The 25,410-nt window shown below is 59.8% G+C and carries 23 protein-coding genes; 16 read left to right on the top strand and 7 right to left on the bottom strand.

The window, feature by feature from the left end:
* Positions 1–142: 142 nt before the first annotated feature.
* The 15 genes from J4D97_RS15495 (at position 143) to J4D97_RS15425 (ending at position 18,167) form a co-directional block, all read left to right on the top strand.
* A complete protein-coding gene (locus J4D97_RS15495; protein WP_208308335.1) occupies positions 143–4,567 on the top strand; it encodes a CusA/CzcA family heavy metal efflux RND transporter in 4,425 nt (1,474 codons plus the stop codon).
* Between the two features lie 24 nt (positions 4,568–4,591).
* A complete protein-coding gene (locus J4D97_RS15490) occupies positions 4,592–5,785 on the top strand; it encodes an efflux RND transporter periplasmic adaptor subunit (RefSeq protein WP_208308334.1) in 1,194 nt (397 codons plus the stop codon).
* 18 nt (positions 5,786–5,803) lie between these two features.
* Entirely contained in the window at positions 5,804–6,415 is a 612-nt protein-coding gene (locus J4D97_RS15485) for a hypothetical protein (RefSeq protein ID WP_208308333.1), read from the top strand.
* A gap of 52 nt (positions 6,416–6,467) precedes the next feature.
* Positions 6,468–8,669 carry a heavy metal translocating P-type ATPase gene (locus J4D97_RS15480; RefSeq protein ID WP_243900344.1) on the top strand — a complete coding sequence of 734 codons (2,202 nt, stop codon included), beginning with the start codon at positions 6,468–6,470 and terminating at the stop codon, positions 8,667–8,669.
* Positions 8,666–9,562 (top strand): cation diffusion facilitator family transporter, encoded by an 897-nt coding sequence (locus J4D97_RS15475; RefSeq protein WP_208308332.1) that lies wholly within the window; start codon positions 8,666–8,668, stop codon positions 9,560–9,562. The genes J4D97_RS15480 and J4D97_RS15475 overlap by 4 nt, the downstream gene beginning before the upstream one ends.
* A gap of 25 nt (positions 9,563–9,587) precedes the next feature.
* On the top strand, positions 9,588–11,000 hold the full coding sequence (gene lpdA, locus J4D97_RS15470) for a dihydrolipoyl dehydrogenase (RefSeq protein ID WP_208308331.1): 1,413 nt from the start codon (positions 9,588–9,590) through the stop codon (positions 10,998–11,000).
* Positions 11,001–11,005: 5 nt separating this feature from the next.
* On the top strand, positions 11,006–11,827 hold the full coding sequence (locus tag J4D97_RS15465) for a ZIP family metal transporter (RefSeq protein WP_243900343.1): 822 nt from the start codon (positions 11,006–11,008) through the stop codon (positions 11,825–11,827).
* A gap of 23 nt (positions 11,828–11,850) precedes the next feature.
* A complete protein-coding gene (locus J4D97_RS15460) occupies positions 11,851–12,144 on the top strand; it encodes a hypothetical protein (RefSeq protein WP_208308330.1) in 294 nt (97 codons plus the stop codon).
* A gap of 7 nt (positions 12,145–12,151) precedes the next feature.
* Positions 12,152–12,880, top strand: coding sequence for an SDR family NAD(P)-dependent oxidoreductase (locus J4D97_RS15455; RefSeq protein ID WP_208308329.1), 729 nt, complete (start codon positions 12,152–12,154; stop codon positions 12,878–12,880).
* 56 nt (positions 12,881–12,936) lie between these two features.
* Positions 12,937–14,136, top strand: a complete 1,200-nt coding sequence (locus J4D97_RS15450; protein WP_208308328.1) for a family 1 glycosylhydrolase — start codon at positions 12,937–12,939, stop codon at positions 14,134–14,136.
* A gap of 173 nt (positions 14,137–14,309) precedes the next feature.
* The gene (locus J4D97_RS15445) at positions 14,310–14,675 is read left to right on the top strand and encodes an STAS/SEC14 domain-containing protein (RefSeq protein WP_208308327.1); all 366 of its coding nucleotides are present in this window, start codon (positions 14,310–14,312) and stop codon (positions 14,673–14,675) included.
* Between the two features lie 97 nt (positions 14,676–14,772).
* Positions 14,773–15,042: a hypothetical protein gene (locus tag J4D97_RS15440; protein WP_208308326.1), complete on the top strand. Its 270-nt coding sequence runs from the start codon at positions 14,773–14,775 to the stop codon at positions 15,040–15,042.
* A 260-nt stretch (positions 15,043–15,302) separates the two neighbouring features.
* Complete coding sequence (locus J4D97_RS15435) at positions 15,303–15,569, top strand: hypothetical protein (RefSeq protein ID WP_208308325.1); 267 nt, start codon at positions 15,303–15,305, stop codon at positions 15,567–15,569.
* A 185-nt stretch (positions 15,570–15,754) separates the two neighbouring features.
* Positions 15,755–16,123 (top strand): DUF3703 domain-containing protein, encoded by a 369-nt coding sequence (locus tag J4D97_RS15430; RefSeq protein ID WP_208308324.1) that lies wholly within the window; start codon positions 15,755–15,757, stop codon positions 16,121–16,123.
* A gap of 1,033 nt (positions 16,124–17,156) precedes the next feature.
* Positions 17,157–18,167 carry a hypothetical protein gene (locus J4D97_RS15425; protein ID WP_208308323.1) on the top strand — a complete coding sequence of 337 codons (1,011 nt, stop codon included), beginning with the start codon at positions 17,157–17,159 and terminating at the stop codon, positions 18,165–18,167.
* Between the two features lie 600 nt (positions 18,168–18,767).
* On the opposite strand, the gene J4D97_RS15420 is transcribed toward J4D97_RS15425, so the two are convergent.
* Together J4D97_RS15420 and J4D97_RS15415 are read right to left on the bottom strand one after the other, a co-directional pair.
* Entirely contained in the window at positions 18,768–19,541 is a 774-nt protein-coding gene (locus J4D97_RS15420; RefSeq protein WP_208308322.1) for a hypothetical protein, read from the bottom strand.
* 52 nt (positions 19,542–19,593) lie between these two features.
* The gene (locus J4D97_RS15415; protein WP_208308321.1) at positions 19,594–20,283 is read right to left on the bottom strand and encodes a DUF932 domain-containing protein; all 690 of its coding nucleotides are present in this window, start codon (positions 20,281–20,283) and stop codon (positions 19,594–19,596) included.
* Positions 20,284–20,606: 323 nt separating this feature from the next.
* On the opposite strand from J4D97_RS15415, the gene J4D97_RS15410 reads away from it, so the two are divergent.
* A complete protein-coding gene (locus J4D97_RS15410) occupies positions 20,607–20,918 on the top strand; it encodes a hypothetical protein (protein ID WP_208308320.1) in 312 nt (103 codons plus the stop codon).
* A gap of 5 nt (positions 20,919–20,923) precedes the next feature.
* Here J4D97_RS15410 and J4D97_RS15405 read toward each other — a convergent pair whose 3' ends face one another.
* The 5 genes from J4D97_RS15405 to J4D97_RS15385 all read right to left on the bottom strand — a co-directional run bounded on the left by J4D97_RS15405 (position 20,924) and on the right by J4D97_RS15385 (position 24,770).
* A complete protein-coding gene (locus J4D97_RS15405; protein WP_208308319.1) occupies positions 20,924–21,298 on the bottom strand; it encodes a hypothetical protein in 375 nt (124 codons plus the stop codon).
* An 867-nt stretch (positions 21,299–22,165) separates the two neighbouring features.
* Positions 22,166–23,068, bottom strand: coding sequence for a hypothetical protein (locus J4D97_RS15400; protein ID WP_208308318.1), 903 nt, complete (start codon positions 23,066–23,068; stop codon positions 22,166–22,168).
* A gap of 287 nt (positions 23,069–23,355) precedes the next feature.
* Complete coding sequence (locus tag J4D97_RS15395; RefSeq protein ID WP_208308317.1) at positions 23,356–23,832, bottom strand: hypothetical protein; 477 nt, start codon at positions 23,830–23,832, stop codon at positions 23,356–23,358.
* Positions 23,833–23,968: 136 nt separating this feature from the next.
* On the bottom strand, positions 23,969–24,265 hold the full coding sequence (locus J4D97_RS15390; protein WP_208308316.1) for a hypothetical protein: 297 nt from the start codon (positions 24,263–24,265) through the stop codon (positions 23,969–23,971).
* A 61-nt stretch (positions 24,266–24,326) separates the two neighbouring features.
* On the bottom strand, positions 24,327–24,770 hold the full coding sequence (locus J4D97_RS15385) for a hypothetical protein (protein WP_208308315.1): 444 nt from the start codon (positions 24,768–24,770) through the stop codon (positions 24,327–24,329).
* Positions 24,771–25,410 lie beyond the last annotated feature (640 nt).

The following is a 25,410-nucleotide window of genomic DNA, read 5'->3' as shown; positions in this document are numbered from 1 at the left end:
GTTGCGGGACCGGGCACATTGCGGTGCCCGGTTCTGTTGGCGCATGCGCACGTTTTGTGTTCCGCCGAACCCGACCGTCGTCGAGCCCCACTTGGCTCCGACCGCCCTTTTTCAGGATTTCTAGCCTTACCCCTCAGCCAGCATGTTTGACCGGCTCATTCATTTTTCCATTCACAACAAGCTCCTCATCGGGCTGCTGACCCTGGCCCTCGTTGCCTGGGGCAGCTACTCCCTTAGTCGGCTGCCGATTGACGCGGTACCCGACATTACCAATAATCAGGTCGTGGTCTACACCGTGGCCCCCTCGCTGGCCGCCGGGGACATCGAGCGCCTGGTCTCCTTTCCCATCGAGCAAAGCGTAGCGACCATTCCTGACCGCAAGGAGGTGCGCTCGTTCTCGCGCTTCGGCCTCTCGGTGGTCACCATCGTCTTCGAAGACAACGTCGATATTTACTGGGCCCGCCAGCAGGTGGCCGAGCGCCTGCGCGAGGCCGAAAGCCAGATTCCCGAAGGGGCCGGCCGGCCCGAGCTGGCACCAGTATCGACCGGCCTGGGAGAAATATACCAGTATCTGGTGCGCGCCAAGCCCGGCTACGAGAAGAAGTACGATGCCCGCGAGCTGCGCACCATTCAGGACTGGATCGTGCGGCGCCAGCTGCTGGGCACGCCCGGCGTGGCCGACGTGACCAGCTTCGGCGGGCTGCTCAAGCAGTACGAAATCCGGCTGGACCCGGCCCGGCTCCGCTCCCTGAACGTGACCATCGACCAGGTGTACCGCGCCGTGGCGGCCAACAACCAAAACGCCGGCGGGGCCTACCTCGACCAGAAGCCGACCGCCTACTTCATCCGCACCGAAGGCCTGGCCGAGAATGCGGCCGACCTGGGCAACATTGTGGTGCGCAGTACGCAGGACGGCGTGCCCGTGCTGGTGCGCGACGTGGCCGACGTGCGCCTGGGCTCGGCCGTGCGCTACGGGGCCATGACCCGCAATGCGGAGGGCGAAGTGACCGGTGGTATCGTGCTTATGCTCAAAGGCGCCAACGCCAACGAAGTGATCAAGGCGGTTAAGGAGCGCATGCAGACCGTGCGTAAGTCCTTGCCCGAGGGCGTGACCGTTGACGTGTATCTGGAGCGGTCCGAATTGGTGGGCCGCGCCATTCATACGGTCACTAAAAACCTGATTGAAGGCGCCCTGATTGTGGTGTTTGTGCTGGTGCTGTTCCTGGGCAACTGGCGGGCGGGCCTAGTGGTGGCCTCCGTCATTCCGCTGGCCATGCTCTTTGCCATCAGCATGATGCGCTTGTTCGGCGTGTCAGGCAACCTGCTCTCGCTCGGGGCCATCGACTTCGGCTTGGTGGTGGATGGCGCCGTGATTATCGTGGAAGCTATCGTGCACCGCCTGCAGCACCACGTGGGCACGGCCTCGCACCCGGAAGGGGCGCACGGAGAGCTCACGCGGGAGCAAATGGATGAGGCCACCTACGAGGCGGCCTCGAAAATCCGTTCGTCCGCCGCCTTCGGGGAAATCATCATTTTGATTGTGTACCTGCCCCTGCTGGCGCTGGCCGGCATCGAAGGCAAGATGTTCGGGCCGATGGCCCAAACGGTGGCCTTTGCCATCATGGGCGCCTTTATCCTCTCGCTGACGTACGTGCCCATGATGTCGGCGCTGGCCCTGAGCCGTAACACCGAGCACAAGCGTAACATTTCGGACCGCATGATGGGCTGGCTCGAAGCCCGCTACCGGCCCGCGCTGGAATGGGCCCTGCGCCGCAAAGCCCTGGTACTCATTTCAGCCGTTGCCTTGTTTGCCGGGGCCCTGCTCGTGTTCCGCACGCTGGGCGGGGAGTTCATCCCGCAACTCTCGGAAGGTGACTTCGCGGTGGAGATGCGCACGCTCACCGGCTCGTCGCTGAGCTACACGGTGGAGAAAAGCCAGCAGGCGGGGGGCATTCTCAAAAAGCAATTTCCCGAAGTGCAGGAAGTGGTGGCCAAAATCGGCGCGGCGGAAATCCCGACCGACCCTATGCCGGTGGAAGCGGCCGACGTGATGGTGATTCTGGAAAAAGACCAGAGCAAGTGGACTTCCGCCAGCAACCGGGAGGAGTTGGCCGAGAAGATGGCCGACGCCCTAAGCGTCATTCCGGGCGTGACCTTCGGCTTCCAGCAACCCATTCAGATGCGCTTCAACGAGCTCATCAGCGGCGCCAAGCAGGACGTGGTGCTTAAAATCTACGGCGAGGACCTGCAGCAGCTGGCGTCCTACGCCGAGCGGGCCGCCCGCCTGGTGCGCCAGGTGGAAGGGGCTGAGGACGTGTACGTGGAGCAGGTCACGGGCCTGCCGCAAATCGTGGTCAAGCTCGACCGTAACCGGCTGGCCCGCTTCGGCCTGAACGCCGAAGATGTGAATCGCACCGTGCAAACGGCCTTTGCCGGCCAGAGCGCGGGGCAGCTCTTCGAGCAGGAGCGCCGCTTCGACGTGGTACTGCGCCTGGCCCCCGAGCTGCGCCAGAACATCAGCCAGGTACGCCAGCTGCTGGTGGCCACGCCCGCCGGGGAGCAGATTCCCCTGGAGCAGGTCGCGTCGGTGGACCTGCAGGAAGGGCCGAATCAGATTCAGCGCGACGATGCCAAGCGCCGCATCACGGTGGCCTTCAACGTGCGGGGCCGCGACGTGGAAAGTGTGGTGCAGGAGCTGCAAGGCAAAGTCGACCAGCAACTCAAATTCGCTCCCGGCTACTACACCACCTACGGCGGACAGTTTGAGAACCTGCGCGAAGCCACTGAGCGGCTCAGCATCGCCGTGCCAGTGGCCCTATTGCTCATCTTCGTGCTGTTGTTCTTTACCTTCCAGTCGCTGAAGCAGTCGGTACTGATTTTCACGGCCATTCCGCTCTCGGCCATCGGCGGGGTGCTCGCGCTGTGGCTGCGGGGCATGCCCTTCAGCATCTCGGCCGGGGTGGGTTTCATTGCCCTCTTCGGCGTGGCCGTGCTCAACGGCATTGTGCTCATCGGCTACTTCAACCAGCTCAAGGAAGAAGGCCGCACCGACCTTTACCAGCGCATTCTGGAAGGTACGCAGGTGCGCCTGCGGCCAGTGCTGATGACGGCCACCGTGGCCTCGCTGGGGTTTCTGCCGATGGCCCTGTCCACTTCGGCGGGAGCCGAAGTGCAGCGGCCGCTGGCCACCGTCGTGATTGGCGGGCTGGTCACGGCCACGCTGCTCACCTTGCTGGTGCTGCCCGTACTCTACGCCCTATCCGAACGCAAGTCCGAGCCAACGGGAGAGGAAAAGTCGCAGCCTACGTCGGCCGTTCCGGTGTCGGTGGTAGTGCTCGTGCTCGTGCTGGGTCGATTACTGGCCGCGACGCCCGCTTGGGCGCAAGGCCCGCTGACGTCCACTCAGGCGGTGAGCCAGGCGTTGCAGGCGAACGGTACCGTGCAGGCCGCTCAACGTTCCCTCGAAGCCCAGCAGGCCCTGCGCCGAACGGCCTTTGACGTGGGCCGTACCACGATTCTGGGCAACTACGGGCAAGTGAACTCCCCGCTCAACGACAATGTGCTCAGCATCGGCCAAACCGTGGCCCTGCCGGGCTACTACCGCGCGCAGGCCAGGCTGAGCCAAGCTCAGATTGGCACCCGCGAGCAGCAGCTCGCCCAGGTGCAAGCCGAACTGCGCCGGCAGGTGCGCCTGAGCTACGAACAGGCCGTGCACGCCCGGCACCGCCTGCGCACGCTGCGCGGGCAGGACAGCATCTACGCCGAATTTTTACGCTCGGCCCAGCTACGCTTCAAGACCGGGGAGGTGGCCCGCCTGGAACCGGCTAACGCCTTGATTAAGCAAGGCGAAACGCAGAACCTGCTGGCCCAGGCCCAGGCCGAGTACAGCATTGCTCAGCGCCAGCTGCAGGCCTTGCTGCAAACGGCCGGTCCCGTCGCCATTGCTGATAGCACCCTGCGCCTGCTACCCGTACCCGGAGCAGCGGCCGATACGGCGGTGTTAGCGGCCACGCCGCAAGCTCAGGTGCTGCAGCGGCAACTGGCCGAGCGCCGGGCCGAAACCCGCCTGGAGCAGGCCCAAGGCCTGCCCCAGGTAACGGTGGGCTACAGCAACCAATCCTTGCGGGGCACCTACGAAGTAGACGGCCAGACTACGACCTACGGCACCGGCGACCGGTTCCAGAGCGTGCAGGCCGGCGTGGCCATCCCGCTGCTGCGCGGCCCCCAGAAGGCGCGGGTGCAGGCCGCCAAGCTGCAGGAGCAGGTGGCCACCGCCAATTACCAACGCTATCAGGCGGAGGCCGCCGCGCAGCTCGACCAGTTGCGCACGCGCCTGCAAGAGCAGCGCCGGCGGGTGCAGTTTTACGAGCAGACCGGCCTGCCCCAGGCCGCCGTCATCGTGCGCCTCAGCCAGCTCGCCTACAAGGCCGGCGAAACCACGTACTCTGAACTGCTGCTCAACCTGGAGCGCGCCCTGAGCGTGCGCACGGCCTACCTCGACGTCCTGCTCCAGCACAACCAAACCGCCATCGACCTGGAGTACTTGCTCGGCACCGCGGCGCAATAATTTCTTTTCCCTGACTTGATTTCCATGAATAAGATTGCAATCCTGGCCCTGCTGCTGGCCCTGACGTTTCAGGCCGGCTGCAGCGCCGATAAGAAAGAAGGCGCCGACGCGGAGCCGGCCGCCACCGAAGCCAACGAAGCCGAGGGTGAGGCGGGCAAAGCCGAGGGCGCTGAAAGCGCCGATATCGTGACCCTCTCGGCGGCCGAGCAGCAGGCTGGTGGCCTGAAAACCGGTCAGCTGGTTTCCCGCCCCCTGGGTGCCGGACTCGCGGTGACTGGTACGCTGGACGTGCCCCCGGAAAGCGCCGTCTCCGTCACGGCTCCGCTGGGCGGCTTCGTGGACAATACGGAATTGCTGCAAGGCACCCGCGTCCGCAAGGGCGAGGTGCTGGCCACCATCCGCAACCCCGAGTTTGTGACCCTGCAGCAAGACTACCTCGAAACCCGCGCCCGCCTGGCGTACGCCCGTACCGAACTGGCCCGCCAGAAGGAACTCTATCAGCAGGAGGTAGCCCCCCAGAAAAACTACCAGCGGGCCCAGGCCGAATACAATGCGCTGCAGGTGCAAACCAACGCGCAGGCCGCCCGGCTGCGCATCGCGAGCCTGCCCGTCGGGGGCAAGATTGTGACCACGGCGAGCATCCGTGCCCCACGCGCCGGCTATGTACGGGCCGTGAACGTGACGGTAGGACAAGCCGTGACGGCCACCGATGCCCTGTTTGAAATCGTGGACCCCGAGCACCTCCACGTGGAATTGACCGTGTTCGAGCGCGACGTAGCCCGGGTGCAGAAAGGCCAGTTGATACGCTTCACCTTAGCCAGCGACTCCACCGGTTCCCGGCGCGAGCGCACGGCCCACGTATACTTGGTGGGCAAGGCCATCGGCGAGGACCGCACCGTGCGCGTGCACGGCCACCTCGATCAGGAAAACGACCCCGCCCTGCTGCCCGGCCTCTACGTACGGGCCACGATTGAAACTGGCCGCAGCCAGGCGGCTACCCTGCCCGACGCGGCGCTGGTGCGCTTCGAGGGCAAGAACTACGCCTATGCCGTGGAAGCCCCCGGCCGCTACCGCCTGGTGCCCGTCACGCTGGGCCGCAGCGAGGATGGCTACACCGAAATCACGCTGCCCGAAACCGTGCCGGCCACGACCACCTTCGTGACCGCTAGCGCCTACTCACTGCTGGCCAAAATGAAAAACGCCGAAGAAGAAGAGTAAATCTCCGTCTCCACCGCCATGTTTGAACTACTCACCGGTGCCTTTCTGCTGAGCCTGCTGCACGCCGCGATTCCCAATCACTGGGCGCCGGTGCTGGCCGTGGCGCGGGCTGAGCGCTGGTCGTTGCGGCGGGCGGTGGGGGTAACGGCGGTGGCCGGGGCGGCCCACGTGCTGAGCACGGTGCTGCTGGGTCTGGCCCTGGGGCTGCTGGGCTGGCGCCTGTCGGCGCGGTTCTCGCAGGTTGCCGGGGTAGCTGCCCCGGCGCTGCTCATCGGCATCGGCCTGCTCTACGCCTTCTCCGGGCGCGGCCACTCGCATCCCGACCCGGCCCCGGTACCGGTTCGGCCGCGGGGGCAGGTGGTGCTGGGCCTGGCGGCCACCATGTTTCTGGCGCCCTGCCTGGAAATTCAAACCTTCTTTCTGGCCGCTGGCACCCGTGGCACGTCCGCCCTGGCGCTGGTGATGGCCACGTACCTGGTCGTGTCCGTGGGGGCCATGAGCGGACTGGTAGCGGGGGCCTACTCGGGCATCCGACGCCTGAACCTCGACGGGCTGGCCCGCTACGAGCGCCGCCTTACCGGGGCGGTACTCGTGCTGGTGGGCGTGGCCGGCTTTTTCGTGGACTGGTAGCCGCCCCGCCAGCCGCTACCGTATTCTTTCACCTGATACTTTCTTCCTTCTTATGCCTGACCCAACTTCCCCCGACACCAACGAAGAGCTGAACACGGCCAAGCAGGTCAAGCTCGAAAACGTGGGCGCACTCAGCCGCGACCAGCTCACCCCCGAAGCTGCCACGGAGCCCGAAGGCCACGACGTGCCCGGCCACGACCACGCCGCGCACGACCATAGTGGCCACCACCACCCGGCGGGCAAAAAGGTAGTGGACCTGGGCGGTAAAGCAGCCGACGAGCACGCCGGCCACGACCATGGCGACGGCCACGGCCACGACCACGGCCCGGCCGGCGACAATCCCTACCTCTGGCCCGGCGTGAGCCTGGCGCTGCTGCTGGCCGGCATTGCCCTGGACTACTTCGGCGCGGCCTGGTTCACCGGCTACGTGCGGCTGGTCTGGTACGGGGTAGCGTTTCTATTGGTGGGCTGGAAAGTCATCCGCTCGGCCGTGCAGAGCATTCCCAGCGGCAACATCTTCAACGAGTTTCTGCTCATGAGTATCGCCACGCTGGGCGCGTTTGCCATCGGCGAGTACCCGGAGGGCGTGGCCGTGATGCTGTTCTACACCGTGGGCGAGCTGTTTCAGGACGCGGCCGTGAACCGAGCCAAGCGCAGCATCAAGGCCCTGCTGGAGATTCAGGCCACGGAGGTCACCGTTATTCGTCAGGGGCAGACCGTGGTGCTCGACCCCAAGGACGTCATAGTCGGCGACACCATCGAGGTGAAGCCCGGCGAGAAGGTGGCGCTCGACGGCACCCTGGCGAAAGGCCCGGCCTCCTTTAACACGTCTGCCCTCACCGGCGAGTCGGTGCCCCAGACCAAGCAAACCGGCGAGCCGGTGCTGGCGGGCATGGTCAACCTGGAAAATCTGATTCAGGTGGCCGTGACGGCCAACTACCAGGACACTAAGCTGGCCAAGATTCTGGCCATGGTGCAGGACGCGGTGGGCCGCAAGGCCAAAACCCAGCAGTTCATCACCAAGTTTGCCAAGGTGTACACGCCCATCGTGGTGCTGCTGGCCGTGCTGCTGGTGGCGGTGCCCTACTTCGTGGTCGACGACTACGTGTTCCGCACCTGGCTCTACCGGGCGCTGGTGTTCCTGGTGATTTCCTGTCCCTGCGCGCTGGTTATCAGCATCCCGCTGGGCTATTTCGGCGGCATCGGGGCGGCTTCCAAGGCGGGCATCCTCTTCAAGGGCTCCAACTTCCTGGACACGATGCGCGAGCTCGACACGGTGGTCATGGACAAGACCGGCACGCTCACCCAGGGCGTGTTTGCCGTGCAGCAGGTGCAGCCCGTGGGCCTGGAAGAAGCCCAGCTGCTGCGCCTGGTCGGGGCCCTGGAAACCAAGTCCACCCATCCCATTGCCAAAGCGGTGGTGACCCACGTGGAGGCGGCGGTGAGCGGCGTGCCCGTGGAGAACGTGGAGGAAATTGCCGGCCACGGCCTGCGGGGCAACGTGGACGGCCGCGATGTGCTGGCCGGCAATACCAAGCTGCTCACCAAGTTCAACGTGGCGTATCCGGCCGAAGTCGACCAAATACAAGACAGCATCGTGGTGGCCGCCGTGGATGGCAAATACGCCGGCTACCTGACCGTGGCCGACGCGCCCAAGGAGGACGCGGCCCGCACCGTGCAGGAGTTGCGCGCCGACGGCATCACCAAAATCGTGATGCTCTCCGGCGACAAAGACAGCATCGTGCAGCGCGTGGCCAAGGAGCTCGGCATTGACGAGGCCCACGGCGGGCTGCTGCCCGAAGACAAGGCCCGCTACGTGCAGGAGTACAAGGACGCGGGCCGCAAGCTGGCCTTCGTGGGCGACGGGGTGAATGATGCCCCGGTGGTGGCCCTGGCCGACGTGGGCATTGCCATGGGCGGGCTGGGCTCGGACGCCACCATCGAAACGGCCGACGTGGTTATTCAAACCGACCACCCGAGCAAGATTGCCACCGCCCGCCGCATTGCCCGCGCTACCCACAACGTGGTGTGGCAGAACATCTGGCTGGCCTTTATCGTGAAGGGCATCGTGCTCGTGCTCGGTGCCGGCGGCCTGGCCACGATGTGGGAAGCCGTGTTTGCCGACGTGGGCGTGGCCCTGCTGGCCATCCTCAACGCGGTGCGCATTCAGCGCATGGACTACGCCACGCCGGGCACGGACGGCCCGCCGCCGGCCGGCCCCGCCGTTTCACCAGCAAAAGCCACCCACTCATGAGCGGGGCCCACGGCATGAGCGGCAGCGCCGCTTCGCGCAACAAGCGCCAGTTGACCATCGTGTTTTTCCTGACGCTGGCCTACCTGGTCGCCGAAGTCGTCGGCGGCTACCTCACCGGCAGCCTGGCCCTGCTGGCCGATGCCGGCCACATGCTCACCGACGTGGCCGGCGTGGGCCTGGCCTTGCTGGCCATCCGCTTCGCCGAGAAGCCGGCCACCCCGGAGAAAACCTACGGCTATTACCGCTTTGAAATCCTGGCCGCCCTCACCAACGCGGTGGTGCTCATCCTGATTTCGCTCTACATTCTCTACGAGGCCTATTTCCGCTTTCTGGACCCGCCCCAAGTGGAAAGCACCTCCATGCTCTGGGTCGCCGGCGTGGGGCTGGTCATCAACCTCTACTGCATGTATCTGCTGCGCCAGGGCAAGAGCGAAAGCCTGAACATGAAGGGTGCCTACTTCGAGGTGCTCTCGGACATGCTCACTTCCATCGGCGTCATCGCGGCGGGCATCATCATGCTCACCACCGGTTGGTACTACGCCGACCCGCTGCTCTCGGCCGGCATCGGCCTGTTTATCCTGCCGCGCACCTGGACCCTGCTCAAGGAGGCCGTGGCCGTGCTGCTGGAAAGCACCCCGGCCGATGTGAACCTGGAGGCCCTGCGCCAGGGGCTGCTGGCCGAGCCGGGCGTGGCCGCCGTGCACGACCTGCACGCCTGGGTGCTCACCTCCGGCGTCAACGCCTTCAGTGCCCACGTGGTGCTGGCCGACGGGGCCCAGCACGACGACGTGCTGGCCCGCGCCCACGCCTACGTAACGGGTAAACACGCCGTGCAGCACGCCACCATTCAGGTGGAGCGCGGCGACTTTGCTAAGCACGAAACCCACTTGTAAACCGCCTTACTTCCTCTTCTTTCCCATGACCAACTACGACGTTCTCATCATCGGCTCCGGGCCCGGCGGCTACATCGCGGCCGTGCGCTGCGGCCAGCTGGGGCTGAAAACGGCCATCATCGAAAAGTACCCCACCCTGGGCGGCACTTGCCTGAACGTGGGGTGCATTCCCAGCAAGGCCGTGCTCGAATCCACCGAGCTCTACCAGAAAGCCACTCACCAGTTCACCGAGCACGGCATCGACGCCGATAACCTGCGCGCCGACCTGCCCCGCATGATGGCGCGCAAGGACCAGGTGGTGAAGAAGGTGTGCGACGGGGTGGTGTTTCTGATGAGGAAAAACAAGGTGGACATCCTCCACGGCGTGGCCTCGTTTGTGAACGCCACCACCGTGCAGGTGGTGCCCGCGGAAGGAACTAATGGAGAAGTGCAGCAGCTCACGGCCAAAAACATCATCATTGCTACCGGCTCCAAGCCCAGCACCCTGCCCTTTATTGCCCTGGATAAGGAGCGCATTATCACCAGCACCGAGGCCCTGGCGCTACGCGAGCTGCCCAAGCACCTGATTATCGTGGGCGGCGGGGTGATTGGCCTGGAATTGGGCTCGGTGTATGCCCGGCTGGGCAGCAAAGTGTCGGTGGTAGAATACACCGACGCCATTATCCCAACCATGGACCGCACCCTAGGCAAGGAGCTGCTGCGCAGCCTGAAAAAGCAGGGTCTGGAGTTTTACCTTTCCCACAAGGTGACGGCCGTGGAGCGCAGCGGCGACACGGTGACGCTCACGGCCCAGGGCGGGCCCTCGGCCGAGCTCAAGCTGGAAGGCGACTACTGCCTGGTGTCGGTGGGCCGCCGGCCCTACACCGAAGGGCTCAACCTGGCCGCGGCCGGCGTGGAGCTGGACGAAAAGGGCCGGGTGAAGGTGAACGAGGATTTGCAAACCACCGCGCCCGGCATCTGGGCCATCGGCGACGTGGTGCGCGGGGCCATGCTGGCCCACAAGGCTTCGGATGAGGGCGTGTACGTGGCCGAGCTTATTGCTGGCAAAGCGCCGGAAGTCAACTACCTGCTCATCCCCGGCGTGGTGTATACCTGGCCCGAAGTGGCCGGCGTGGGCTACACCGAAGAGCAGCTCAAGGAGCAGGGCAAGGCCTACAAAGTGGGTTCCTTCCCGTATTCTGCCTCCGGCCGGGCCCTGGCCGGGGCCGACACGGAAGGGCTGGTGAAGGTGCTCACCGACGCGCACACCGACGAGATTCTGGGTGTGCACATGATAGGCGCCCGCATTGCCGACATCATTGCCGAAGCCGTGGGCATCATGCACTTCCGCGGCGCGGCCGAAGACGTGGGCCTGATGTCGCACGCCCACCCCACCTACGCCGAAGCCTTCAAAGAAGCCTGCCTCAACGCGGCCGGCATCGGCGCCCTTAACATGTAACCCGTATGCTATCAGCTCTCTTGCTCGCCGTTACGCCGGACGTAACCCCCTCCTGGACCCAGGTACTGCTCTACGCCCTGGTGCCCGCCGCCGTCATGGTGGCCGGGGCCGTCATTGCCATTATCCGCCCACCGGGCGCGGCCATTCGCAGCGCCATTCTGCACTTCGCGGCCGGGGTGGTCTTCTCCGTGGTGGCCGTTGAGCTGCTGCCTGATATCGTGGCCCGGCACCGGCCGCTGGAAGTCGGGCTGGGCTTCGCCATCGGTGTGGGCGTCATGCTGGCCCTGCGCTCCTTGACCCGCAAGGCAGCGGAAAAGGAGAAAGCGGCACCTACGCCGCCTGCCGCGCTGCGGGCCTCACAACCCGAACTGAAGGCTACCGCAGTTGCCGGCCCGCTGCCCATGGGCCTGCTCACGGGCGTCGGTATCGACATCCTCATTGACGGGCTGCTGCTGGGCATCGGCTTTGCGGCCGGGGCCGAGGAAGGCCTGCTGCTAGGCATTGCCTTGACCATCGAGGTGCTGTCGCTGGGCCTGGCCACGGCCGTGGAGCTGCGGCAGGAGGGCCAGACCAAAGCCCGCGCGGTGGGCATCGTGGCGGCCCTTTCGGCGCTGCTGGTGGTGGGGGCCGGTGTCGGCATCACGGTGCTGAATGGCGCTTCGGACAACGTCATGGAGCTGGTGCTTTCCTTCGGGCTGGCCGCCCTGCTGTTCCTCGTGACCGAAGAGCTGCTGACCGAAGCCCACGAGGAGCCGGAATCGCCTTGGCTGACGTCCGCATTTTTCCTCGGGTTTCTGGTATTTCTTATTCTGGGCATGCTTGTGTAGCCGGCCCGTTTTCCTTGCCTTGTATGGATTCGCCCAAGCTCCTTATTGAACTTACCCTAGTGCCGGCGGGCCGCCACATTGCCTTTTCGAAAGAAATGTTGGAGAAGGTGCACGTCTACCGCCGGGTAGTGGCCGAGGGCGACGGCTGGCAACAGGTGGCCACGAACGCCCGTTCTCCTTTCATCGATACGGAGGCCTTGCCAGCGGGCACTACGCTGGAATACCACGTGCAGCACTTTCCCCAGCAGGACGCCTTCGTGGGCCACAGCAACATCGTGCGCACCACCCTGAATTTGCCCCCCACTAATTCCAACTAGCAACACCATGCGCTTTACCGACAAAATATGCCTCGTCACCGGGGGCGGCTCCGGCATCGGCCGGGCGGCCTGCCAACAGTTGGCGGCTGAGGGCGGCACGGTGGTCGTCATTGACCGCGACGAAGCCACGGCCCAAGAGACCCTACGCCTGATTGAAAAAGCGGGTGGCCGGGGCCTGGCCGTGCGGGCCGACCTGGGCGTGGTGCCCGACGTGCAGACCGCCGTGGACGCCGTGCTGGCAACCTACGGCCGGGTGGACGTGCTGGTCAACAACGCGGCCATGATGACTTTTAAGCCGATAGTAGAGCTGACGGTGGCGGAATGGGACCTGGTGATGGCGGTGAACCTGCGGGCCGTGTTCCTGCTCAGCCAGCTTTGTCTGCCCCACATGCGGGGTGGGGCCATTGTCAACATCAGCTCGGTGCACGGCCAGCAGACCACGGCCAACGTGATTCCTTACGCCGCCAGCAAGGGTGCCCTGGAAGCCTTCACGCGGGGCATGAGCCAGGAATACCCCGCCAGCCAGGTGCGCACCAACTGCGTGGCCCCCGGCGCCGTGGACACGCCCATGCTGTGGAACAATCCGAACGTAAAGAGCGGCCAGGAGAAGATTGAGGGCGAAGTGGGCCACCCCGAAGATATTGCCGGTGCCATCTGCTACCTGGCCTCGACCGACGCCCATTACATCAACGGCACCACCCTGGTCGTGGACGGCGGCCGGCTCAGCGTTCTGTAACCGCCGCCTACCCGTCCGTAGCCTTCCTTTGCCAGTCATCCTTACTTCCTAAGCTTATGAGCGCCTTCATGTTTGCCACCGGCATTGAAAACAGCTACCCCACCATCAAGCTGCCCGATGGCACTACCCACCGGGTAGACGAGCTGGAGAAAACCGGTCACTACGCGCGCTGGCGCGAAGACTTTGCCCTGGTCAAGGAGATGGGCATCGAGTTTCTGCGCTACGGCCCGCCCTACTACCGGACGCACACCGGCCCCGGCCAGTACGACTGGGCCTTCACCGACGAAACCTTCGGCGCCCTGCGCGAGCTGGGCATCACGCCCATCGTGGACCTGTTGCACTTCGGCCTGCCCGACTGGCTGGGCAACTTCCAGAACCCGGAATTTCCGGAGCACTTCGCCGCCTATGCCCAGGCCTTCGCCGAGCGGTTTCCGGACCTACAGTTCTACACGCCCGTCAACGAAATCTTCGTCACCACCATGTTTTCAGCCCAGTACGGGTGGTGGAACGAGTGCCTGGCCAGCGACCAGGCCTTCGTGACGGCCCTCAAGCACGCCTGCCGGGCGGGTGTACTGGCCATGCAGGCCATCCTGGCCGTGCAGCCGGGCGCCACCTTCATTCAGGCCGAGTCGGCCGAGTACTTCCACCCCGAAACGCCGGCCGCGCGGCCCCAGACCGACTTTCTGAACCAGAAGCGCTTCCTGTCGCTGGATTTGACCTACGGCTACCCCGTGAGCGTGGCCATGTACGAGTACCTGCTTGAAAACGGCATGACGGACGCCGAGTACCACTGGTTCGATGACCAGCGCATCAAGGCCAAGTGCATCATGGGCATCGACTACTACCGCACCAACGAGCGCATGGTGCGCGAGGACGGCAGCACTTACCCGGCCGGCGACATATTCGGCTACTACGTCATTGCCAGGCAGTACTACGACCGCTACCGCATGCCCATCATGCACACCGAAACCAATCTGTGGGAGCCCGACTCGGTGAGTTGGCTGTGGCGGCAGTGGGCCAACGCCTACCGCCTCAAGCAGGACGGCGCTCCGCTGGTGGGCTTTACCTGGTACTCGCTGCTCGACCAGGTGGACTGGGACACAGCCCTGCGCGAAAACAACGGCCGCGTGAACCCGCTGGGCCTCTACGACCTGGACCGCAAGCAGCGGCCCGTCGGCGTGGCCTATCAGCGCCTGATTGCTCAGTGGAAAGACGTGCTCCGGGACGAGAGCTACGGCGTACACATCAATTACTAGCCCCCAGCACAGGCGGCTGTGCGGACCGGCCGGCAGCCCGCTGCTTTTTCCCGCTCCCGTCGCTACCCTACCCAAAGCCAACGCCTGGCCGCGCCCGGCTGTCCAACTACCACGCCGGACCTTTCAAAAAACAGGAACCCCGTATACAGCAAGTATTAATCAAAGCAGTCGCCATGTTCCAGTATCTAAACGAGCACACCGAAGAATTAGTGGCTATCAGGGTCACGGGCAAACTCGATCAGCATGATTATGCGAGTCTTATACCTGAGTTTGAAAACAAAATTCGTCAGTACGGTAAAATCAATCTTTATTGGGAAATGGTAGATTTTACAGGCTGGCAGCCAGAAGGTCTTTTGGAAGATCTGCAGTTTGATGCCAGGCACGCTGATGATTATAAAAAGATAGCTATGGTTGGCGATGAACGATGGGAGGAGTGGATGACAAAACTCATGAAGCCTTTCAGCAGTGCCGAAATTAAGTACTTTGATCTTTTGGAGCGGGAACAAGCGCTAAGCTGGATACAGGAAAAGAGGTTGTAGCCAAGAAAGGAACGGGATTGCTTCGGCCTTGTCCCAACTATGCAACTCTAGTTGCGTAAGACGTAGGTATTCATTCCTTTCCATCAATACTAACGCTATGGCAGACCATCCCGAAGAGCACCAGAAAATTATTGAGGCCCACGAAAAGGCCGCACACTATTTTGAGCACGCGCAGCAGCAGCACCGCGCCGCCGCCGAGCACCTGAAAAAAGGCGACCACGAAAAAGCGGCCCACCACGGCTATACGGCCTACGGGTTTGCTTCCCACGCGCAGAAGCACGCCGAAGAGGCAGCCCTGCACCACTCACACGAGCATGGCCATAACGAGCCGCTGCATTCCCATGAGCAGCGCGGGGGCCAGCAATAGACTGGCGGCGCGAAACACTTGTGGAAGAAAGCCCATCTTCATCCTGAGATGGGCTTTCTTGGCTTTACGCCCCTCATCAGGAGCGGTCTTGCTGTCTTTCTCCTTTTCGCATAAGAGAGCATCAAAAAGTGTGAGGCAGTGGGGCAGCGGAGGGCTAGGAACGCGTGATTGAGGCCCCAGTTTTACCGGCCATTATGGCTTACCAAGTTAGCTTAAGAGGCCGTTGTCTACCACTGCCTCACATTTTTTGATGCTCTCTTATGCACACCGCTAAAATCGACCTTACGCTGACGCCCACCGGCCGGCACCTGGCTTTTTCCAAAGAGATGCTGGAAGTGGCCCACATTTTCCGCCGCGTGGGCGGAGAGTCTGGGCCCTGGCAGCGGGTGGCCGTCAATGCCCGTTCGCCCTACCACGACCAGGATGTATTCGCCCCCGGTACTCAACTGGAATACTACGTGCAACACGAAAGCCAGCAGGGGGAGCGGGAAGCCCGCAGCCACCTAGTTGGCACTACAATCCAGTAAATACTGAACCAGCAGCCAGGCAGCTGCTGTTACAGGCACATGTGTGAACACCATAAACCCGCCCATAAGCTGCAACGCTTCTTCCTGTATGTACTCGCTGGAATGCTGGTCATCAGTACGCAGTTGTAGCCTCTGCCGGCGTTGCGTAAATTGGGCTTAGCACCACCCGGCTGAGCCCCGCCCCCATGCGCAACTTTCGCCTCCCTTACCACCTGCGCCCGTACTACCGCGCTGAGCTGCACGCGGCCCGCGCCGCCACTGGCCGCCACAACATGGCTGCCGCCTTCGCCCATCTCGAACGCGCCCACGTTCTGGGCCAGCGCTGGGCGCTGCCGCACACCCACACGCACCGGCTGATGCTGCGCCACGGCCTGCGCACCCGCGACGGGCGCGAAATCCTGGGCCAGTTCGTGGGCCTCATCGGCGGATTCCCGCTCTCTCTTTTTGGCCGCATTCCCACCGGCAACACCGGCGGGGCCAACGTGCCGGCGGAGCAGTCCATGCCCATCCCAGCCGATTTGCAGGCCATTCTAGCCCGGAGTGCTCCTTCCTGACCTTAACACCAAACGGGCGCTACCCGAATAACATGCGCTGCCCAACATCCGCAGACACTGGCGAAAGTGCCAAAAGCCCAGAACCCTCGCACTAACCTTTGGGGAGTTGGTGCGAGGGTTCTTGCGTAGTGGGCGGAGAAGAACTGCCATCGGAATCCCGTCGACACGACTTCAGCTGGATTGCTGATGTGATTCTATTACGCGCCTTTCTTATGCTTGTGAGGCTTTAAATCGGGGGGCTTCGGTTGATTTTCTGGAGTAACCCGCCTTCTTTCATCGGTTGTACCATCTTGTTTGTTCGGTTTTGGTCCGGGTATGGCGTGCAAAGGTATCCCTGAGTATGGATAATGAATTTCTGCCGTGGCACTAGCCCCGTGAAGCGGGCCAAAACGTTTCTTAATACGATCCATCTTAATCATCATCTTCGGCTACGTGGCCAGCGTTGAGGAGCAAATGCACTACAAGCCGTTGCGACTCCTTTTTATCTCTTAGCGGGAATTTCTGTTCCCACTATTGTGCTACCCCTACCTCCAACGTTTTTCTAATTGCTGGCCCGGCCTATACGCAAATCTTTGCGGAATTGGCCCAGGCCCTGCAACCCTACTCGCATCAACCCATCATCCCGCCCTGAGTAGCGGCCCGGTGGCTGGCCCGCCCCACTGCCGCCAACTAATTACGGGCTGGGTTCACATCGAACCAAGTGCGCCGGGAATCGCAGACCACACAACTCATTTCTACTTCGCTCATACTGCCGCCCGGTAGGACGGCTAGTACTTCCTCGTGCCGGTGCGCGGTGGGCACCTCACATTCAAAACAGTGTAGCAATTCTGTATCCTCAGCTACGTGCTGCGCGAACTCTGCTGCTGCGTTATTCATAACGGTTGGTCTGGGGGAAAATACGGGCAAGCTGCTTGGCAGCAAGCCCAAAGTTTATACGAAAGGGAAGAAAAGACGGCCCTAATTGCCGCCGTGGATAATTTTTTGTTGTAAATTGGTAACACTATTACGGTAACCTGTACCTGCCTGTAGTGTTATGAAGCCTTTTCCCCGATCCTGCGCCTATCGGCTCTGCCTGAACCTGCTGCTGCCCGTGCACCAAAAGCACCGCTTCTGTAGCACACACTGCCGGCAAGAGGCAGCCAGCTTTCACCGCCGTTACCGCGTATGCAAAGAATGCGGCGACGTGGCCTCCTACTGGCGGTATACGGGCGCGTATTGCCCGACATGTAAGCCACTGCGTCAGGCCCGGCTCGCTGCCGCCCGCGCCCTGCGCCCCAGCCTGCCGCCCATTACCTGCGCCTGGGTGTTCTGTCAAGTGTCGTTCATCCCCAACGCCAGGAACCAGAAATACTGCTGCACCAAACATTGCGCCTACGCCAATGAATCGTCCGGGGCGTCCGCCGTAGCCAGCGCCTACTACTCGGTTCCCTGCGCGGGCGGCTGTGGCCAGTGGGCTTCGCCCTATCATCCAACCTGCTACTCGTGCTTACAGGGCCAGCGTCACGGCCGCATCAACCCCTACGCGAAGGCTCCTGCCCCGGAGCTGAGCCCGGTCCCCCAACTGCGGCCCGTGTCGGTGCCGGCGCGGCCCTGGTTGCTGCCGGTGCTGGGCGTGGCAACTGGTCTGCTACTAACCGTAGGCCGTCGTCCGAGAACTTCTCTCACCTCCCATTTTCCCTCTATTTCTATGGCCTCTATTATTCGTCAAACCTTGCTCGCGGGTGCCACTTTCGCTGTCGGTTACTGGCTGGGCCGGTCTTCGCGCCCGGTTGTCCCTGAAACGAACCTGTCTGCCCCTGGCTTCCTGGAGCTGGGCTTAGCGGAACTGCCGGTGCTGGCCACCGATTTGCCCAACCACTCTATCAGTATCTCGGCGCTGAAGTATCACCTCGACCTGGCTGCTGAAGGGGAACTCGATGAGTTGTGCCTAACTACCCTACTCCCTAGCCTGAGCAATACCGACTTGCTGGCGGACTTCTTCTCAACTACGGGTAGCAGCAGCCTAGCTGCCCAAGCGCTGCAAGAGCCCCTGCTTGGCGAGTAATGGCCCTGTGGCCCGCGTGGTGGCTGACACCTTTGAGTTCTCAGCTGTAGAGCGGTCGAACACGGCTACTATCCAAGTGACGGCCGGCCGGTTCGACCTGAAGTTCTAAATTTCTTACTTTGGGTTGTTGGGTGGCTGAACTTAGCCACCCAACAACCCAGTAAGCGCTTGTTGATGGGTAAGTCGAAGAAGTTGGCTACTCCCTCCGGGCATTCGGCATCGTAATGCATGCCCTCGTGAAATAGCCACACATGGCCCCCGAGGCGGATGTTCTCCAGTAGCACGCTGGTTGGGTACCCGTACGCATCGAGCGCGGTCTTGGACCAGGCTGCCCGGCTGGTCAGAATCAAGTCGCCCGGCCACTCAGCCTGCGCGTAGTCCAGATCATCACAGACAATTTCTTCGGTGCATAGCGTATAGGTTGCGGGGCCTCCCCCAACCTGTACCAGTATATCGAGCGCAAACTGGTCGCATAGGCACTCGCTGATCTACTGGGGCGTTACTTCACGCTGCCAGCTGTAGCGTTCAACCAGCGCCTTAATTAAGGCCGTCACGGAGTTGTTGGGAGCGAACATACTATCTGGCCGTTTAATAGTACCGTTAGGCGGGCTCATTACCTTCTTCTAACGCTTGTGATTTCGGCAAGCGAACATACCCGTGTTTCAGGAATGGCTTGATCCACACCAGCTTTAAATCCGCGTTGCCTTTGCCGTACCGCTGCATCCGAAAGTGACCGGAAACCCCGAATCCTTCCGTTCGGACAATGAATTTATTCCAAGTGCTGTCAACAATCGTTACGGGGAAGGCAGAGGCGTTATAGTGGCCCTGTTTGCGGGTGCCGTGCTTCTTCCCCGCCGCAACGTGAATAATTTCCGGCTCCGTCAGCTTTAAAAAGATCAGGCACTGGATGGCCCCGACCAACGCACTGTTAAACCCGTTGATACTCGACTCCAACGACGTGATGGCTGATTCACAATGGACGCCGGCATTATCATCGTGTCGGGTCAGCTCAATGGCTATTAAATACTCATTGCTCCAGGTGCATTTAATAACTCGGTTTGGCCCCAGCAGGAAATTATAGCAGACCATTTGGTTAGGCGGCAGAACGCGTAGTATTTCTACGTCGAAGGCTTCCCCCACTTTAATGTTGCTAACTACTTCCTGCGCGGTTTCGGTCAGCAGTAAATTATCAATATCAAGGCCCACAAAAGAGTGCCAGACGCCTTTAACAATTTCCTCCTGTATGGCCGGGTCACTATCCGGTATTTTATCCAGCCAAGACCCCGCTACAGAAGTTGCGAGCTTTCGTAGCATCGGAACGCGCTCCGGGCTTTTCAGCTCTAATCCCAAATAGTGCTTCTCGACAATGTGCATGGTAGCGGATAGTTAATAGTCCCGCCCGTTGTAACGGGCGGGACTATGGTTACTAGGCAAGTTCCAAGATACCTAACACGCTGGCATCAATGGCTATCTTCTGCTCGGGATGCAGCTTGGTTTGCCCGTGGTTGAGTTGGTAGTTAAAGCCGTTGTAGAGCAGCCAGCTTGACATAGGCACATCCAGGCGCTCGGCTTCGCCATAGGCCACGGTGGGCACGTCTACTACCATTTTCTTCGGGAACTTGGTCTTGGCCAGTACGGTCTTGGTCAACTCTTCCACCTCGGCGGGCAGCAACCGGCGCTCGGTGAGCTTCTTGAACCGCTCCAGGCGGGTATCAACCGTCAGAATCTGGTCTTTCATCATCTCGATTACCGGCCGGGGATCGAAGTTCTGGGATGCGTAGTGCTTGCGCTGGGTGGTGTACTCGGTCTGGAAGGCCATCATCCCATTCAGGCACACCAACCGCTCCCAGCCCAGGGCGTAGCTGTGTTTCAGGGAGCCGTCGTAGCTGTTGGCAATGTCGATCTTGATCTGCACCGGGTCGCCTAGCTGCACCTCGAACAGCCGGGCCTTCACCACCAGCTCGACGTAAAACTTACGATCATCAATGGCGCGGGTCTTGACTTCAATGTACTGCTCGCCGTAGATGCCGGCCAGCATATCATACGCGGGCTCCACGAGCTGCTGATTAGTCACCAGGTCGTAATCCGTGCTGCACAGGTTGATTAGCTTCTGCATCGAGGGCGCGTAGATAGCCTGGCTTTCGGGGCTCGGTAAAGGCAAAGCCCGTGAAAAGCTCTGTGGAGGACCGGCGCTCAACCGGGAAGAAAATTTCGGGGTGCTGGGCGATATCGAACATAACACAGGAGGTTTATTGGTATAGCTAAAGATAACACTATTGTTGCTAAAATACAACACTTTTAATGTATTATTTACAAATAAATAAATTATTTCGCTGTCGCAAATTTAGCAGAAAATACCGGTATAACGCTACCAAAATACAACTGATAGTACAAGGTTGTCCCTATATTTAGGTTCTGTTCAACTCCCTCTCTCCCTATATGTCAACTGCTGCTTCTGACCTTGCCTGCTGGATTCAGAACGTAACGCTGGTCGAACTTGGCGGTGACCAAGCCCTGCTAATCAACCTGCACCCGGTCGCTGAGCTGGGCGAGCGCATGGAATTACCGCTGGCCTACTTCCCCTTCTTACAACGGGCCTTGAAAACGATGGAATCGGCCTGCGGCTGGATAGTGGAAGGGGCTGGCATTACCAGTGCTATCCGGTGGCCGGAACTGGAAGAGCGGTACACGGTTTGCCAGTTGCATAACCTGTTCCACGAGCACCAACTGTTCACCCTGTTTCGCCGCTAGTACGGCTACCCTACTGCTTCTCGACGGCCTTTCGGCTTAAGCGGTGCCGGGGCGGCAGCGGGCTCACTGCCCTTGCGCTTGTATTTGCGGCCCAGCTGTTGGCTACCCGCCCGCAAGGCTTCGGTTTCTTGCTGCACCTTCTCCTGGACTTCAGCCAATACCAGTCCCATCACATACTCTAACGACTGGTCGAAATGCGCTGCTATCCGAAACAGCTGCTCCATGCTCAGCTTGGATGGATCACGCTCGCGCTCCTTTAGTGTGGTAAAGGATATCTTCATGATGGCCATTAAATCCCGGTCGGTATAGCGGGACTTGTGCCGAATCAATTCTTTGAACGTCGTAATCTCGGTAGTGCTGGCGGTGGTGGTGGGGCTCATGACAATTTATATATGATTAATTGTTGATTTGTATATAGAAAAAGACCGCTAAAGCTTTCTTTTAATACGCTCAATTTACGCGGTTTGTTACCTATTAACAACATTTTAAATGTATTTTTTACAAGATATAGTAATGCGTCTGGCTCCCTTTTTCTTCCCTTTTGTTTGGTTTTGGCTTTCCGTCGTTTATGCCCGCTGTGGCTCGCTCTCGCGTCGGATAGTGTAGCACCTAAGCCTAGCCCCCGATAGGCTTACTAGCCCGCGTTTGCGGGTGAATTCCGGGGGGATAGTTGCTGCCTCAACTCTCTCTGGGTAGATTCCTAGTCCGAGTTGGCAGTAAAGCAGGACGAACGCTTACGCGGCAGACCCTTCAGTTACTTCAGAAACGCTGCTACGCTGGCGTTGCTTTCTGACCTAGTGGCGCGGCCCGCCCCCTGCTGAAGATTCCCCCTGCGTGCGTTTCGTGCCCTTCCTGGCCCTGTTCGTCGGGGTCGCCCTGCCGAGTGAACGACACCCTAAAAGCTTGTCTTTTGGCTGATCTGCTCATTTTGAACCGTCCGTTTCTAATACTTTTTTCTCTTCTTTTCCAATACTATAAGGAGTACGGTCAGGCAAAACCAACCTGCGGTCAGGCAAAACCAACCTTGTTGGTCAGGCAAAACCAACCTGTAGTCAGGCAAAACCAACCGTGAATCAGGCAAAACCAACCTCGGGTCAGGTAAAACCAACCTTAAATCAAGTAAAACCAACGTTTGGTCAGGCAAAACCAACTTAAGTAGAAAGCATAAAAAAGTCTATCCCGCAATTATGCAGAATAGACTTTTTTATACCTCTTATGTTTACTGATTATCAGCTCTTTAACTGGTTTTATGCCTGCAATTTCAGGCTTCCTTGATAGGCTTTCCGAAGCAGGGTGACGCTATAGGGACTCTGGCTGCGCTTGATACCACTTTGAAGTAAAACCGGCCCACGAGCAGTCGGGGTAATCTCGACGGTGAAGGGCAACTCGCCCAGCTCGCAGACCCGTTGGCACCACTGGCGGAGATCATTGGCCATGTGCTTGTAGTTGCTGCGCAAGTCAACTCCGGCCACGATGGCTAACGCTTGAAAAGTCTCGCTAACCTGCGCTAAGTTGTGCTTCTCCGCATTGGCACTACCCCAGGTATAGATCAAGCGGAGGTAGAGCATGCGACCTACTGGCCAGTTTCGGCCGCGTGGCTCGTTTTCAGTGCCCGGTGTGCGGATAGCGCAATACCTATCGAGGTTGATTGCCTGGGGCCGCAGATGGTTGTTCCAGATCCATTCCCTGGCAATCGAGAATTGAATTTGGGATAAGGTGTTCCGTCCCCGTTTAACTTCGATACTGGTGAAGAGCTGAAGGAAGTCCGTGCGGCGGGCCACCCCCCGGTTCTGGTCGGCTATGTCATAGCCATACTTGAAGGATAGGTTGCGGGCGCCCATGGCATATAGCGCGGCCTCCAGTACGGTTTTACCGTGATCCGCAACATCATCCCTGGCATCCCCGAAAATCCGTTGGATGGCCGCTGGTGTCGGCTTGTGCAGCAAGTGGGACTTGCTGTGGCCAAACTCATTGTAAAAGTCGTTGGCAAAGAACTGAATGGATTTGTTTTGGTGAAACTCCCCCAGGTTCTTCCGGTAATTGGGGTCGTGGCTGTGTTTGGCCACGTATAGCAGCAAGTCCAGCGCGAATCCGTAATACGGACCATACTTGCGCACCACATGGGGAGTCCGACAAATGTTGGAATCCAAGTAGACAGGGTATATATTTGTCATGTCAATCTCAAAGCTTAACGGGAGTTACTGTTTGCCGCAGTACTCCCGTTTTTTTGTGTCGGGGAAGCAGAAGAGTAGAGATAATGATTCAGTTAGTGCTCAGGGGACACTAGTTACTCAAGTGCCCCGAAGATACACTGAATGTTTTGTTTTGGTAACACGCACCGGTATTCAATTGAACTGCAGCTTGGTACCGTCAAAACGAAAACAAGGAGGCTAATGCCTCCTTGGTGCTGTAGTTACAGAGATACCCCTCACTAGGCTTAGTCCTGCTGTTTGGTTTTGGTCGAACGGGTGGTGGCCTTAACGCCACCTTTTTTGCCGGACACTTTCTTGGCAGGCGCTTTCTTGGCGGAAGCTTTCGCTTTCGATTTTGCTTTCGCCTTCGCTTCTAGGTTACTGGCTTTCAAAGCAGCATCGGCCGCTTCCTGTTTCGCTCTCACTGCCGCTTGTTCAGCGGCTTCCGCCCGGATAAACTCGAATAAGTCGCTTACTTCAAGACCCAGCTGCTGGGCCAGCGTAATGATCTCGTCCACTCGCAGCTTACCAGGTGCTTCTAAGTGACTCTTGATCGTGCGCACGTTGATGCCCAGCAGCTTCACTAAAGTAGTTAAGCGAAGCGGGCTCTGTTCAACTAATTCTAACAGACTACCAGCTTCTATCTCAGCTTCGCGGGGGAACCCCAGACGCTCTGGGTTCTTTGGCGGAACTAACACTCGAAAAGTTCTAGGCTGTAACATGATTAGAGTAAATGATGATGCAAATAGGCTTAGGCAAGCCGTTAAGTATAATGGCCGGTGTGAAGAGCGCATTATAGTAGCAAGGAGCGGGTATGGGGCGGGGTGCCCTAGCGGGCGGGTACGGGCAATTCAAGCATTAAGCTTCCTGTCGCTCAGAATTAATCCGTACGGTTGGCATACGGCCGGACTGGTGAACCTCTCCGACAACGGTATTAATAACCTCATCGAGCGGTATATTAAGCAAAGCAGACACGCGGAACAGCTCTTCAATTGTGAGCTTTTCCGGGAAGAATTCCCGGTCCTGAATTGATCGGTACGCTAGTTTAAGTCCCATCATCAACGTTCGCTCCGTAGGGTTTTTAGCCCGGAGCATCTTGCTGAACGGTCCCTCGGGCTTTTCCTTGTCGCCCTTCTTTTTGGGGGTTTGGTCCATACGAAAAATTAAGATTGTGGAATATTAGCAGCCAATATAGCAAAGCCTGAAACCAGAAGTCCTATGTATCTGAATTCTGTTGCTTAACGGTAACGCCTTTAGAGTACAAATCTAAACGGTTAATTGAATTAAGCTCGGCTATAAAAGAATGATGATATTCCCTGACGAAATAGGTTTGTTCATTTACTTCCTGGACAAGTTGCCGGCCGTTGGGTAAGTGCTCCAGTACAGTGAGATTCTTGCCCATTTGCACCTGCTCCCAGGGGGAGCCAATCGAGTTTAACTGTTCTAAAAAACTACTGGACTCAATTTGTCCCTCCACTGTACCATGATCTAAAAGCCACCAACTGGCCCCTTGCCCGGTGTCCTCTCCCACTGCTGCTATTATTTCAGGTCGCCATGGCTGCAACAGTCGAACCAGCACTTGTAATGCAGGAAATTGCTGCTCTCCCTGTGGCCGCTCTGCTGGCAGGTAGAAAGACCCCGATAGATTAACCTTCCGCAAGTTGGTCAGTTGGTTGGTGAATTGCCATATACGTACTTGATTGGGTACTAGGCTATCTACTGAAGCAGTCTCTAAGACGAAATAATCGGGCAATCTAAATGCCAGTACCCGAATTGATAGTAGTGCTCCTTCACCCAGAGCGGATCACCTACCCGACCGCAGGGGCAAAAGCCGCAAAACTCCCCGTCAACCGTCTCCCACAGCCATTTGCCCACGTGAGCCGGCAAGCAGAAAGCAGCCAAGCATTCACTGGGCGGTTCGCTTGGGATGGGGGGCGTTAGTAGAAGGTGGGGTGTTGTTAAACAACTAGGGAAAAACCGCCGACTCGGTGACTAAATAGCTCGAATGCTATTGATAAGGCACAAATGAGCCATAAGAGTAGTGAGGAACGATAGTTTTACACGCCCCTTAATGCCATCAAAGGAGAATAGCGAAAACGAACGTTAAGACTATCGCTTTGCCTCTGGATATAGGTAATATATTGTTATCCAGTATATTAAATGTGAAATTTGGGCAGCTGCGCTCCTGAGTCGGAGGTTTTGCCCTATTTGTTTAACAACGCCCATTGTTGAAAGAGCAACCGCAGTTGGCCTATCGGTACTTCCCCACCGCCAATGACCCTGCACCAGCTAAGAAAGGG

It is taken from the genome of Hymenobacter defluvii, from assembly GCF_017589435.1.
Taxonomy (GTDB): Bacteria; Bacteroidota; Bacteroidia; order Cytophagales; family Hymenobacteraceae; genus Hymenobacter; species Hymenobacter profundi.
The sequence above is the reverse complement of the archived record's forward strand: the minus strand, read 5'-3'. Positions and strand labels throughout refer to the sequence as shown.

Coding starts and splice junctions, on each gene's coding strand:
- J4D97_RS15495 (WP_208308335.1), top strand. CDS start 143: ATGTTTGACCGGCTCATTCATTTTTCCATTCACAACAAGCTCCTCATC.
- J4D97_RS15490 (WP_208308334.1), top strand. CDS start 4,592: ATGAATAAGATTGCAATCCTGGCCCTGCTGCTGGCCCTGACGTTTCAG.
- J4D97_RS15485 (WP_208308333.1), top strand. CDS start 5,804: ATGTTTGAACTACTCACCGGTGCCTTTCTGCTGAGCCTGCTGCACGCC.
- J4D97_RS15480 (WP_243900344.1), top strand. CDS start 6,468: ATGCCTGACCCAACTTCCCCCGACACCAACGAAGAGCTGAACACGGCC.
- J4D97_RS15475 (WP_208308332.1), top strand. CDS start 8,666: ATGAGCGGGGCCCACGGCATGAGCGGCAGCGCCGCTTCGCGCAACAAG.
- lpdA (WP_208308331.1), top strand. CDS start 9,588: ATGACCAACTACGACGTTCTCATCATCGGCTCCGGGCCCGGCGGCTAC.
- J4D97_RS15465 (WP_243900343.1), top strand. CDS start 11,006: ATGCTATCAGCTCTCTTGCTCGCCGTTACGCCGGACGTAACCCCCTCC.
- J4D97_RS15460 (WP_208308330.1), top strand. CDS start 11,851: ATGGATTCGCCCAAGCTCCTTATTGAACTTACCCTAGTGCCGGCGGGC.
- J4D97_RS15455 (WP_208308329.1), top strand. CDS start 12,152: ATGCGCTTTACCGACAAAATATGCCTCGTCACCGGGGGCGGCTCCGGC.
- J4D97_RS15450 (WP_208308328.1), top strand. CDS start 12,937: ATGAGCGCCTTCATGTTTGCCACCGGCATTGAAAACAGCTACCCCACC.
- J4D97_RS15445 (WP_208308327.1), top strand. CDS start 14,310: ATGTTCCAGTATCTAAACGAGCACACCGAAGAATTAGTGGCTATCAGG.
- J4D97_RS15440 (WP_208308326.1), top strand. CDS start 14,773: ATGGCAGACCATCCCGAAGAGCACCAGAAAATTATTGAGGCCCACGAA.
- J4D97_RS15435 (WP_208308325.1), top strand. CDS start 15,303: ATGCACACCGCTAAAATCGACCTTACGCTGACGCCCACCGGCCGGCAC.
- J4D97_RS15430 (WP_208308324.1), top strand. CDS start 15,755: ATGCGCAACTTTCGCCTCCCTTACCACCTGCGCCCGTACTACCGCGCT.
- J4D97_RS15425 (WP_208308323.1), top strand. CDS start 17,157: ATGAAGCCTTTTCCCCGATCCTGCGCCTATCGGCTCTGCCTGAACCTG.
- J4D97_RS15420 (WP_208308322.1), bottom strand. CDS start 19,541: ATGCACATTGTCGAGAAGCACTATTTGGGATTAGAGCTGAAAAGCCCG.
- J4D97_RS15415 (WP_208308321.1), bottom strand. CDS start 20,283: ATGCAGAAGCTAATCAACCTGTGCAGCACGGATTACGACCTGGTGACT.
- J4D97_RS15410 (WP_208308320.1), top strand. CDS start 20,607: ATGTCAACTGCTGCTTCTGACCTTGCCTGCTGGATTCAGAACGTAACG.
- J4D97_RS15405 (WP_208308319.1), bottom strand. CDS start 21,298: ATGAGCCCCACCACCACCGCCAGCACTACCGAGATTACGACGTTCAAA.
- J4D97_RS15395 (WP_208308317.1), bottom strand. CDS start 23,832: ATGTTACAGCCTAGAACTTTTCGAGTGTTAGTTCCGCCAAAGAACCCA.
- J4D97_RS15390 (WP_208308316.1), bottom strand. CDS start 24,265: ATGGACCAAACCCCCAAAAAGAAGGGCGACAAGGAAAAGCCCGAGGGA.